10 protein-coding genes and 1 pseudogene are annotated in these 11035 nt (G+C 68.7%); 8 read left to right on the forward strand and 3 right to left on the reverse strand.

The window, feature by feature from the left end; genetic code table 11:
• The first annotated feature begins 149 nt into the window (after positions 1 to 149).
• Positions 150 to 2150, forward strand: coding sequence for a hypothetical protein (locus D7W79_RS30880; protein ID WP_120528962.1), 2001 nt, complete (start codon positions 150 to 152; stop codon positions 2148 to 2150).
• Positions 2147 to 2854 (forward strand): hypothetical protein, encoded by a 708-nt coding sequence (locus tag D7W79_RS30885; RefSeq protein ID WP_147442135.1) that lies wholly within the window; start codon positions 2147 to 2149, stop codon positions 2852 to 2854. Before D7W79_RS30880 ends, D7W79_RS30885 begins: the two co-directional genes overlap by 4 nt.
• 21 nt (positions 2855 to 2875) lie before the next feature.
• Here the strand turns inward: D7W79_RS30885 and D7W79_RS30890 are convergent, their stop codons facing one another.
• The 3 genes from D7W79_RS30890 to D7W79_RS30900 form a co-directional block, all read right to left on the reverse strand.
• Positions 2876 to 4210, reverse strand: a complete 1335-nt coding sequence (locus D7W79_RS30890) for a S41 family peptidase (protein WP_120528964.1) — start codon at positions 4208 to 4210, stop codon at positions 2876 to 2878.
• On the reverse strand, positions 4200 to 4712 hold the full coding sequence (locus D7W79_RS30895) for a MarR family winged helix-turn-helix transcriptional regulator (protein ID WP_208729886.1): 513 nt from the start codon (positions 4710 to 4712) through the stop codon (positions 4200 to 4202). The genes D7W79_RS30890 and D7W79_RS30895 overlap by 11 nt, the downstream gene beginning before the upstream one ends.
• 123 nt (positions 4713 to 4835) lie before the next feature.
• Positions 4836 to 6491, reverse strand: a complete 1656-nt coding sequence (locus D7W79_RS30900) for an invertase recombinase-like protein (RefSeq protein ID WP_120528965.1) — start codon at positions 6489 to 6491, stop codon at positions 4836 to 4838.
• A gap of 683 nt (positions 6492 to 7174) precedes the next feature.
• On the opposite strand from D7W79_RS30900, the gene D7W79_RS30905 reads away from it, so the two are divergent.
• The 6 genes and pseudogenes from D7W79_RS30905 to D7W79_RS44595 all read left to right on the forward strand — a co-directional run.
• On the forward strand, positions 7175 to 7549 hold the full coding sequence (locus D7W79_RS30905; protein ID WP_120528966.1) for a hypothetical protein: 375 nt from the start codon (positions 7175 to 7177) through the stop codon (positions 7547 to 7549).
• A gap of 23 nt (positions 7550 to 7572) precedes the next feature.
• Positions 7573 to 9150: a phage tail sheath family protein gene (locus D7W79_RS30910; RefSeq protein ID WP_120528967.1), complete on the forward strand. Its 1578-nt coding sequence runs from the start codon at positions 7573 to 7575 to the stop codon at positions 9148 to 9150.
• A gap of 15 nt (positions 9151 to 9165) precedes the next feature.
• Positions 9166 to 9666 carry a phage tail protein gene (locus tag D7W79_RS30915; protein ID WP_120528968.1) on the forward strand — a complete coding sequence of 167 codons (501 nt, stop codon included), beginning with the start codon at positions 9166 to 9168 and terminating at the stop codon, positions 9664 to 9666.
• Between the two features lie 223 nt (positions 9667 to 9889).
• Positions 9890 to 10543, forward strand: a complete 654-nt coding sequence (locus D7W79_RS30920; RefSeq protein ID WP_120528969.1) for a T4 family baseplate hub assembly chaperone — start codon at positions 9890 to 9892, stop codon at positions 10541 to 10543.
• A 17-nt stretch (positions 10544 to 10560) separates the two neighbouring features.
• Complete coding sequence (locus D7W79_RS43910; protein ID WP_158617087.1) at positions 10561 to 10710, forward strand: hypothetical protein; 150 nt, start codon at positions 10561 to 10563, stop codon at positions 10708 to 10710.
• 6 nt (positions 10711 to 10716) lie between these two features.
• A pseudogene (locus tag D7W79_RS44595) lies at positions 10717 to 11035 on the forward strand (hypothetical protein); the annotation flags it as partial.

An 11035-nucleotide genomic window follows, 5' to 3' on the forward strand; every position in this document is an offset into this window, starting at 1 on the left:
GGGTGGGGCAGCGGGGGGGAGCCTCGCCGACGGCGGCGTTGGCGTCCGCTTCCTGCTCACGCCGTAGTGGAGATTGGTCAATGCCTGTCCAGACACGAGTTGAATACAGACGTCCCCTGCACGCCCGAGTCCTGGCGGGGCTTTGCGTCATGGGGTGGCTGCTCGCGGGGATGCCCGTGAGTGCCGCGGAGCCTGCGTCTGGCACTGACATCAAGGAAATGGAGCTCCTCTGCAAGGGCGCCGAGCTCCTTCCCAGCCAGGGCGAGCCGTTGGACCCGAGGTTCATCATCAACAGGCTGGGCGCGGTGAAACTCTCCAAGAAAGCGGCACCCTTGATGGCGTTCGACCTGGGGGGAAATGAGGTTTCGGCCTGGGTCCAGGTCGAGCGGGTCACCCCCAAGGGCGTGCGCCACCTTTTCGCCTGCGGCTCCGTGGACCACGGGGTGCGCTATCGGCTTCCCGAGGCCGACGCGGCGACGGAGAAGGACCGCCTGGTGGTGCGCCTGTTCGACCGGCCCCGTGGTGCTGCGGAACAGGCCCGGCTTCGTTCGATTCGCGAGGAGCGCGAGAAGGTCCTCCTCACACCCGAGCTCATCGAACGTGAGCAGGCTGCGCTCCGGAAGTGGGCGGACGTGGGCGCAATCACCGAGGCCGTGGGAAAGTTCGTGGTGTCGCCGAAACCCAATGACACGTTGGAGAAGTCAGTGGAGAAGGCGATTGCCGATGCCCGGAGCGTCGTCGACCTGCTTGAGACTGCGTGTCCTGGTGGAAGCGTCTCGACGTCCGAGCCCGGGCTGCTCAAGAAGATCTGCGAGGAGAAGCGCTCGCTGCAGGGGATGCTGGGGGCCGTGTCGGAAGCCCTTGGTCGCTATTCCGACGCGTTGAAGAACGACGCCCTGAAGGACAGGCGCCAGGAGTTCCGTGATGCGCTGCGGGTCGCCGCCGGGGGATTGAAGCCTGGAGCGCTGCCCGAAGGGGACGCACGCGAGGCGCACTGTACTCAAATCGCCATGTTGAACTGGCTCCGCTCCGAAAAGGCGTCGCACCTGGTGGCCCAGGTCGAGCTCCCCCTGGTGGACGGTGAGCGAATCGCCGAGGCGGCATATGGCGGCGGTGACTCCAGGCAGGACCTCTCCCCCGTCAAGGACAGGCCGCTCGCGGTGCTGCTCCACGATGTCACGTCAGGAGTCGAACTGGGCGTAGGCGCGCATCAGGTCATCTCCGGGCGAAATGAACCGGTGGAAGCACTGGCGGGGTTCTTCTCCGTTGCGGTCCGCATGCTGGGCGTCGCGAAGTTCGCGGCTGCGGAGCAACCTGCCGGCGCGAAGGTGCTGCCTCCCCAGGCAACGTCTCGAGGGCTGGACTTCAGCGTGGATGCCCCCACCCTGGTCTGCCTTGGCAATCCACACAACGAGACAGCCTCCGATGGCACTCCAGAAAGGGTCGCCAAGGCCACGCTCAAGGTGGATACGGGCGCGCCATCCTTCGCGCGCGTCGGCACGCGCACCCTTGTCGTGGAGCCGCTCGAAAAGGGCACGCGGCGTGAAATCTATGTCTGTGATGCCCAGCCTTGCGAGCCTTCGAAGGACAACGCCAAGGTCCGCAACAGGGTGGTGCTGGATGCGGACCAGGGTAGCTCCTTCGCGCTGCTGGTGGAGGTCGCGGGAACGGCCGCCATGGAGGGTCAGGGGGGATTCACCACCCCGCGATACATGCCGCTGGGGAGCAGCGCCGGCCCACAGCGGGTCTACGAGCTGCGGGGGGATTACCGCACGCAGGACCTGGCCTCCATTTCGGTCCTGTTCGGACGGCGGATGTCTCGGAAATGGACGTTGGCGCTGGGGCCCAGCCTGCTCGTGGGCACTTCAGGCGGGACGTTTTCACAGGTGGGTTTGCGCTTGGGTTACGAGTTCTCACGAGGGGTGTTCGCGACCACCGGTCCCAGCCTGCGGTTCGTTCAGACGGCCACGAAGGAGGCCCCGCTGGGTTCCCGCATCGCCGTGGCGAACGGAGACGAACCGAATGTTCCCGCTCCGCCCGGGCTCGAGTCCCAGCCAAGGTGGGGATGGTCGCTGGGGCTCGCGGTGGACGCCTCCGCGTTGGCGGATGCCGGCAAGTCATTGCTGAAGAGCGTGGGGGTGACGGAATGAAAGCGTTTCGGGGTGTATGGCTGGCGCTGTGGGTCGTGCTGGGAGGATGCGGCGGAAACGAGACGGTGGAGGGCTATGACGCGAACCCCGAGGCGCCGTTCGAGCCGGAGCTGACCCTCGGCTTCCCGGACATCCAGCCCACCGGCACCCTGCCGCTTCAATCCGGAGGGACGTTCAAGGTGCGGCTGGAGGCCTCCATTCCCCACCTCTGCGAGCCCATCTCCGCGACCGTGGAACTGGTCACCGCGGCCGTTCCGGAGGGCGCGAAGGTCTCTGCCCTGGCGACGCTGAGCCCGCAGAGTCCATGTGACAGGGTCGCGGGTGAGGTCGAGCTGGCCTGGCCGGAGGGCGGCGAGGTGCTTGTCCGGGCGACGCTCGCCGGTGCCACCCGGGAGGCGCGGGTGACCTTCGGAACGCGTGGGGTCCTGGAGCTTCGTGTCGACCCGGCTCAGGCGGTGTTGCCCGCCGCGGGCGAGCTGGTCGAGGTGACAGTGCTCGCGACGCTGGATGGTGTGTCGGCTCCAGGCATCCCCATCCGGGTGGAGGCACTTCCAGCGACGCAGGTCCTGCCAGCCACGGGCGTCTCGGATGTGCACGGCACCTTCCGCGCCAGCATCCTGGTCCCCAAGAAGACGCTCGGAATGCGCATCGACGCCATCGCCGGAAGTGTCCGGACCGGGGTGACCCTCCGCGTGGCCCCCTGACCCACGCGCGCCTGTGCGCGGTCAGCCGCGCGCGAACACGGCCGGCTCCGGGTCGTCGCTCCACAGCAACTCCAGCGCCTTGCCGGTCAGCCGCGCGCGCAGGACCTCGTAGCCTTCCACCGAGAAGAGCCCCTCCGCCGTCAGGGGCCTGAGCCGGACAGGTGCGCGGCTTCCGCGGCGCAGCCACAGGGCGCCGTCCTTCCAGGACACCTCATGGGGCCCGAAGCGCCCGGCCAGGGCCTTCAGGGCCGGCTGCGGGACGGAGACCGGGTGCAGCACGGACTCGACCGTTGTCTGGGCCCAGGCGTATTCGAAGCGCAGGGCAGGGGAGAGGCCGGGCGTCGCCAGCAGCCGCTTCAAGGCTCGGGACTGGGCGACCTGCAGGGCCTGCTCCGGAGGCGTCTCCAGGTCCGGAGCGATGCCCACGCCCTCCCAGTTCGTCTGGCTGACCGCGTGGACCGGACGCCCATGCGAGACGCTGAGCACGAAAGAGGGCGCAACCGGCACGAAGGAGTTGTTGTTGGCGGCACCCGCGGTCCTGGCGCCGATCAGCTCGCCCAGCTTGAACTGCTGGACGTCGTAGGCGAAATCCTCGCCCGCCGAGGCCACCTGGGAGTTGATCAGGACGTACAGCGGCTTGCCCATCAACCTCCCTGCCGGGAGGTGCTCCAGGGTCCGGGACTGCTCCGGGGGTTGGGTGCCGTTCAGGAACGTCAGGAGCAGCACGTCCCCATCGAGGAAGTGGCTGACCAGGTAGCGCACCGCCGCGTGGGAGCCGCCTCCGTTGTCGCGCAGGTCGATGATGGCCGCGTCCCCGTCCTTCAGGAACCGCATGGCGTCGTCGTAGGCGGCGCCAGTTTCGTCCTGGACCCAGTGGAAGGCGGAGAGCTTCAGGTAGCGCACGTTGCCCGGCAGCACACGCAAGTCCGCGAGGCCGTGGTGTTCGCGCAGGGCCAGCTGCCGCCAGTACGCGTCGGTGTCCGTCTCCCGCGCCTTGGGGACCTTCGCGGCGGCGTATCTCGCGGCATCGTTCACGAGGTACAGGTGCCGGTCCTTGCTGGCGTCCGACAGGTCGGCGGTGACGCGCGCGGCGAACTCCGCTGGCGAGTCCACGTCGTAGCGTCCCGCCTTCCGCTCCCGCTCCAGCCGCTCGACGATCGCCGCACGCTTCTCCGGGAAGACGTAGGTCCGCTGGAGCTCCGCCTGGATGGAAGCCAGCGCCGCGTCGCGCTCCGCGGCGGTGAGCCGGGAGGGGGCCGTGCTTCCGCCACTGGCGGGGGGCGCAGCGAAGGAGGGCAGGGGACCCGCCAGGAAACACAGGGCGGTCAAGACGGTGAACAGGCGGCTAGCGCTCATCCTCATCGGTCGCTCCAGGCGCATCGGGTTCATCGAGGTGCAGCAGGTCGCCCACCCGCGCCCGCAGGCCGCGGCGGTCGAGCGCGTGCTCCAGGCCCGTCAGCTCCGCGAGCAGCTGTGGCGCTCCTTCCTCGAGGAGCGCCGTGGCCGCCGTCTGGATGGCGTCCCACAGCGGCGCCAGCTTCGCGGCGGTCTTGTGTCCATGCGCGGTGAGCTTCAATCGCTGCCGCCGGCCGTCCTCCGGGTCCGCCTCACCGGTGATGAGCCGCTCGCGCTCCAGCGCCGTGCGCACCTGGCTGACGGCCGCGTGCGTGACCCCCAGGCGCTCCGCCAGCTCTCCCACCGTCAGCGGGCCATCATTCCGCAGCGCGGTGAAGACCGCGTACCAGCGCGGTTCGAAGCGCACGCCAGCGGCCTGGTAGATGGCATGGACGTCACGGTCCATCCGCTCCACCACCCGGCGCAGTCGTGACCCGAGCGCCCCCGTTCCCTGCTTCGCCACGTCGTCCACGAACTCCGTTATCGCTTACGGATATCTCCCCGTCAAGGCGCTGGGTGCGTCCGGTGGGGTGGGAAGGGAGCGATGCCGCTCCACGCGGCATCGCTCCCTTCAAGTCAGCAACAGCTAGTCCTTCGTGCAGACGACGTCGTCGACCTGGAGGTGGCCGCGGTCGGCGACGCTGCGGCTGGGATAGAAGAGCAGGCGCCAGTCACGCACGTTGCCGGTGAAGCGGAAGAACACCGGCTGCCACTCGTCGCTGTCGACGGCGATGAAGTCCGTCTGCGGGCTCCAGCCGCCGCTCGAATAGAGGCGGTGGCGGATGGTGCCGTGGCCACGCACCCGGTACGAACAGGAGTAGTTGCCGGCCGGCACGTTGAACTTCTCGAGCGAGAAGCGCTCCGCGACCTGGATGGGGACCACGAACTGCAGCGCCGCCGAGCCGCCGTGCACCGCGCTCGTGTAGCGCGCGAGCCGCGAGGGCTTGATCTCCGTGCCCGGGTCCGTGATGCCGTTGTCCAGGCCGTACCAGAAGTCAGGGACGAAGTTGTTCCCGTAGTAGGGGATGGCGCGGGTGCTCCAGTTCTCGAAGCCACCATTGCGGATGATGTTCGCGGAGTGGTCGGCCGCGACGCAGCGCCGGGTGGCCGGGTCGCAGGCGGGCAGCGCGCCACGGCAGTCGTAGGTCGTGAAGCAGGCCCCTTCGGCCAGCTCGCACACGCCCGTCGTGGGGTTGCAGCTCGTCGCGGGGTTGCTGCACGTAACCCCGGCGCAGGGGTCGCCCTCGATGCAGAGGTGCGTGGCGGTGTCGCAGACGGGCGTCTCCGGAGTCCCCGCGCAGTCCGCGTGGCGGACGCAGCGGTCCTCCGCGGTCACGCACGTGTGGGTCGCATCACAGGTCTGCCATGCGCTGCAGTCCGTGGCGTCGTCGCAGCGGCCGGAGAGCGGCTGGCAGGTCGCGGTGGCGTTGTCGCAACGTGCCCAGACCTCACAGCTGACCTGATCACAGGCTTCCGGGGCCCGGACGCAGCGGACGTCGTCGATGAGCAGATGCTCACCGCTGGTGTTGCGGACGCTGAAGATGAGCTCGAACGTGTCGAACACCGCGTTGGCGAGGTTGAAGGTGTACGTCAGCCGGGTCCACGTCCGGGTGTCGACGGAGGTGTAGGACGAATAGCTGGAGTAGTCCGTGCCGAAGTAGGCGTTGCGGACGTCACCGGTTCCCCGCGCCTGGTAGGTGCAGGAGTAGCGGCCCGCGGGCATCGACTTCGCCAGGGTGCTGAACCGCCGGTGCGTGGACGAGGTGTTGATCAACCGGGCCGCGTTCACGCCCTCGAAGGCCTGCGTCGTGACCTTCTGGACCTCTTCGATGTTCGACGTGCTCCCGAACCACTGGGCCGGAAGCGCACCGGGCCATTCCTCGAAGCTTCCGTTGGAGATGACGTTCAGGTCGGCAGGCTGGCCCGCGTCCGGCGTCCCGGAGCCCGCATCCGGAGTCTCCGTGCCTGAGTCCGGCGTTCCGGTGCCCGCGTCCGGAGTCACGGTGCCTGAATCAGGGGTCTCCGTGCCTGAATCCGGGGCCTCCGTGCCTGAATCCGGCGTCTCGGTGCCCGCGTCAGGATCCTCAGCGCCCGCGTCCGGTTCCGGGTTGCCCGAATCGGGCGTCTCGACGCCTGCGTCGGGCCGGGGCTGCCCGGCATCCGGCGTCTCCGGCGAAGTCGAATCACCACACGCGACCACCAACACCAACAGCGAAGTCAGACACACTCGAAACAACTTCAACGCGAGCCTCCGGTTCCAGAATCGGGGCTCACTCGTACCACACTTCCCCTGCAGCGGGCTCCTGGGGGGAGCCCGGGTCCTCGAGCATCCCAGCTCTCGTGGAAAACCAAGCCATGCCAGCCAGGACTGAAAAGCCGAAGGTCCTCCGCTGGCAGCCGCGAGAGCCTGATGAATGATTGAACCATGAAGGCAATGCGCGCGGGCGGTTCGGACACAATCAGGATGTCTCGTTCCGGGTGGATGGCTGTGTTTGTGATTGTCCTGGCGCGCGTGGAGGAAGCCGTGACGCACCCACAGTCGGTGACCGGTGTCCCGGCGGGTCATCCCCCGGATGTCATGCGTGGGGCGCTTTGAAGGCCGGGTCAAGAACCCGCCAGGACTTGAAATCAGAGGAGGAACCACCCCAACCCATCAGGCGCTGGTGATCAGCCCGGCCCCGGCCTCCGGGGCCCGTAACCATGTTTGACGCACTGCGGGTGTGTGACGATGTGTCGCGTCAACATATACGTGGTTCCCACAGGTGTTGCATGTGTGGGCGGGTGATCGTGGAAAAATAATCGTATAAATAGCTGGACAAGGATGACGGTGTTTTGTTTTTGATTACACCATTGGGTTTGGGGGCACATGCGAGCGCCAGGGGGGCGCTTCCGCCGTGACCTCCTTCTCGTAGGAGGAGAGCGGCCATGGCGAACGCGGTGTTCTCGTCGAGCGTGACCTACACACCCAGCGGAGGCGGTTCGCTCACACAAGGGTTCCGGGTGGCCTTTGCGTACACGGCCTCTTCCTCGGGAACCGTCGATGTCGCCGCCGGGTCCACGACCGCGGTGGACATCGTGTTCGGGTCCGTGAGCGAGGTCCTGGGCTTCGTCCTCCAGAACAACACCGACAAGGACGTCTCCATCAAGGTCGGCGCCAATGTCTTCTACAGCCTCGCGGCGGGCGGCGTGCTGATGCACTGGTCCCCGGCGAAGTCCGCGGTGTCCCTCACCGGGGTCAAGGCAACGCCAGACAGCCCCACCAATGCTGGGACGATCGAGTACGTCGTCCTCGGGAACTGACCGTCTTCGCAACGAGGGTGACCATGCCTGCACGTCTGCATCCAGGTGTATACGTTGAAGAGGTTCCCAGCGGAGCACGAGCCATCGAGGCGGCGGGGACGTCGACGGCCATCTTCGTCGGCGACACCGAGCGCGGACCTCTCATTCCGACCCGGATCAAGGGCGTCGCTGACTACGAGCGGCAGTTCGGCGGGTTCAAGCGCCACGCCGGGACCGCGCCCGCGGCCAGCTCCGTGGTCATGCGGTACGCGATCGACGCCTTCTTCCGCAATGGCGGCACGTCGGCGTACGTCCTGCGCGCCATCACGAACACCACCGTCGCCCCGGCCAAGACGGGGACCCGGGCCTCCCTGGGGGTCGTGGCCTCCTCGCCGGGCGCGTGGTCGGACAACCTGGGGGTGGTCCTCGGCGACTCCAGCGACGGCGATGCCAACCGGTTCCGCCTCTTCGTCGTCTACACCTTCCCTGGCACCTCCGACGGCGTCATCGTCGAGCGCTGGGACAGGCTCTCCGCCAATCCGACGGATGAGAACTACGCGAAGGACGTGCTCCTGCGCAGTTCCTACATCCGCTGGAAGGACGGCCCGGTCGTGAAGCCGGCCGGCCCCGCGGATGTCGCGGGGGCGAGCCCGCTCGACACGGCCATCGTCGCGTCCGCCGCCACGCACCTGATGACGGGCGGCACCCAGGGCAATGCGGACTTCCCGAACGGCAGCCTCCCCGGGCTCCTCTCCGCGCTCGATGAGATCACCGACGCGAGCCTGCTCGTCGTCCCCGCCCAGCTCGGTGAGGCGGACAACGACGTGGTGGTGCGGACCCAGGCGGCCCTCGACTACGTGACGGGCCGCCCCCGGCAGGACCTCTTCTGCGTCGCGGACATGCCCCGGTCGGCGAACAAGTCGACCACGGAGGCGGCGTCCGCCACGGCCGCCTACATCCGCAACGCCGTGCTCACCACGACGAACTTCGGCGGCGTGTACTTCCCCTGGATCGAGATCAGCGACCCGGCGGGCGTCGGCCGGGACCCGACCCTGGTCATCGGGCCCAGCAGCTTCGTCGCGGGCATCTGCGCCCGCACGGACCAGCGCCGCGGCGTGTGGAAGGCCCCCGCGGGCCTGGAGGCGACGGTGCTCAACTCCCGGCGCCTCGACTACAACCTCCTCGACGCCCACCAGGACGACCTCAACCCGCTGGGCATCAACGGGCTCCGCGCCCAGCCCGGCGGCGGGAACGTCGTCTGGGGCGCGCGCACGATGCAGCCCAGCACCGAGTGGCGGTACGTGCCCGTCCGGCGCACGGCCATCTTCCTGCGCACGAGCATCTACAACGGCATCCAGTGGGCGGTGTTCGAGCCGAACGACGAGCCGCTCTGGGCGCAGCTCCGGCTCACCATCGGCGGGTTCATGGAGCAGCTCTTCCGCCAGGGCGCGTTCGCGGGCCGCACCACGCGCGAGGCGTTCTACGTGAAGTGTGACGCGGAGACGACGCCGGAGGCGGATCAGATCGCGGGCATCGTCAACGTGGCAGTCGGCTTCGCGCCGCTCCGGCCAGCCGAGTTCGTGGTCGTCCGACTCAGCCAGATCGTCAATCAGAAGGCGTAGCGAGGGCAAACGGCCATGGCACTCTTTTCCGTCAACAGCCACCGGAGCGACCCGTACAAGAACTTCAAGTTCCGCGTCCTCATCGACGGGCGTCCGGTCGCCGGGCTCTCGAAGATGAGCGCCCTCAAGAAGTCGACCGAGGCCGTCGAGTGGCGTGAAGCCGGCGACCCTTCGATCGTCCGGAAGATGCCGGGACGCACGAAGTTCGAGCCCATCACCCTGGAAGCGGGGCTGACCCACGACACCACGTTCGAGGAGTGGGCCAACCTGGTGAACAACCTGGATGGCGCCGCGGCCATGTCGCTCGCGAAGTACCGCAAGGACATCGCCATCGAGGTGCTCAACCTCCAGAGCACCCCGGTCCTGCGGTTCAAGGTGCGCCGCGCGTGGGTGAGCGAATACCAGGCCACGCCGGAGATGGACGCGAACGCCAACGCGGTCGCCATCACCATGGTCAAGATCGAGCACGAGGGCTTCCAGCGCGACACCACGCTGACCGAGCCCGCCGAGACCTGATTCCTCCTCCACCGGCCCACGGAGCTCCGAGATGGCCACAGAGCGGATCGAAAACCCGTTCACCCAGCGACGGGCACAGACAGGGCCTGCCCAGCGGGAGGGGGCGGGCGCGCGCGAGGCCCGGCCATCGCCTCCGCCCGAGTCCGCGCCGCAGCGGTCCGCGGCGCCCGGGGTGCCATCCCGTGGCGCGCACAAGCCACGCCCTGATTCAACGCTCCGGGCGATGACCGGCTACGAGGAGGAGGCTGTCGAGGCCCGCCAGCGGGACTCCAACACCGCCGCGCTCTGCAATGAGATCGTGGCGCGGTGCTCGGTGGCGCCTGGCGCCGACTTCGAGGCCGCGTATGCGCGTGTCCGGGCGCTGTCGACCGTCGAGCGCGACGCCGCCCTCGTCCGGATCCGCCAGCTCTCCCTGGGCGACGTGGTCCACCTGCAGGTGGCCTGCCCCTCGTGCAGCCACAAGAACGAGATCGACTTCAAGCTGAGCGAGCTCCCGCTGCCGGAGGCGCCCGTCCCCACCGAGGTCGAGGTCGAGCTTCCCGCCCACGCGCTGCCGCCGGAGCCCGCGGCCCGCACGGCGCTCGCGCGGACGCCCACGGCGGGAGATCAGGAAGACCTGCTGTCCGCCGGTCTCGAATCGGAGTCGGCGCGCCGCACGTTCCTCCTTGCCCGCGTGCTGGTCCGGTACGCGGGAGGGGAGGGGCCTTTCGATGAGGCGTTCGTGCGTGCGTTGCCCATCGCCGCGCGCGCCGCGATCGAGCGGGCCATTGAGTCCGCGCTCCCGGACCTCGACCTCGGCATGGCCGTGCAGTGCCCGGCCTGCGGTGCCGGCTTCGAGAGTCCCTTCGACGTTGCCGCTTTTTTTTTGCCGAGATGAGCGGGAGGGAGCGACGGATGTTGCATGACGTCCACAGGCTGGCCGTGCGCTACCACTGGAGCGAGGACCAGATCCTCCGCCTGACGCTCCCCCGGCGCGCCGCGTACCTCGCCATCATCGAGGCCGAGGATGACCGGCGCCTGTTCGATGCCCTCGGGGAGGGGTAAGGCGCGATGGCGGCCCTGTCGCGGATCGTCCAGGGACCCTTGCGCAGCGCCGGTGATGGCGCCGCGAGTGGTGAGCCCGCGCCACGTGCCGCGCCGATGAGCGTGCGCGCCACCGAGCCCGAACGCGCGACGACCGCCGTGGAAGTCGCGACGGGGCCGCTCGTCCCTGCTCGGATGACGGCCTCCGCGCCAGCGGTGGAACACGCGCCTGAGCGTCCCAATATCGGCGCAGGGACCTTGCCGGAGCCGCCGGCCCCCGGTCGTCCCAGCGCGGCCGAACTGCCCCGCGCCGCCGCTCCGGTGCCTTCCGCACCATCCCCCGCAC

The sequence above is a fragment of the Corallococcus exercitus genome (assembly GCF_003611585.1).
In the GTDB taxonomy this organism is placed as follows: Bacteria; Myxococcota; Myxococcia; order Myxococcales; family Myxococcaceae; genus Corallococcus; species Corallococcus exercitus.

What these genes read in the sequence shown, in the direction of transcription:
- D7W79_RS30880 (WP_120528962.1), top strand. Translation starts at nt 150, where the DNA reads ATGGGGTGGCTGCTCGCGGGGATGCCCGTGAGTGCCGCGGAGCCTGCG.
- D7W79_RS30885 (WP_147442135.1), top strand. Translation starts at nt 2,147, where the DNA reads ATGAAAGCGTTTCGGGGTGTATGGCTGGCGCTGTGGGTCGTGCTGGGA.
- D7W79_RS30890 (WP_120528964.1), bottom strand. Translation starts at nt 4,210, where the DNA reads ATGAGCGCTAGCCGCCTGTTCACCGTCTTGACCGCCCTGTGTTTCCTG.
- D7W79_RS30905 (WP_120528966.1), top strand. Translation starts at nt 7,175, where the DNA reads ATGGCGAACGCGGTGTTCTCGTCGAGCGTGACCTACACACCCAGCGGA.
- D7W79_RS30910 (WP_120528967.1), top strand. Translation starts at nt 7,573, where the DNA reads ATGCCTGCACGTCTGCATCCAGGTGTATACGTTGAAGAGGTTCCCAGC.
- D7W79_RS30915 (WP_120528968.1), top strand. Translation starts at nt 9,166, where the DNA reads ATGGCACTCTTTTCCGTCAACAGCCACCGGAGCGACCCGTACAAGAAC.
- D7W79_RS30920 (WP_120528969.1), top strand. Translation starts at nt 9,890, where the DNA reads ATGACCGGCTACGAGGAGGAGGCTGTCGAGGCCCGCCAGCGGGACTCC.
- D7W79_RS43910 (WP_158617087.1), top strand. Translation starts at nt 10,561, where the DNA reads ATGTTGCATGACGTCCACAGGCTGGCCGTGCGCTACCACTGGAGCGAG.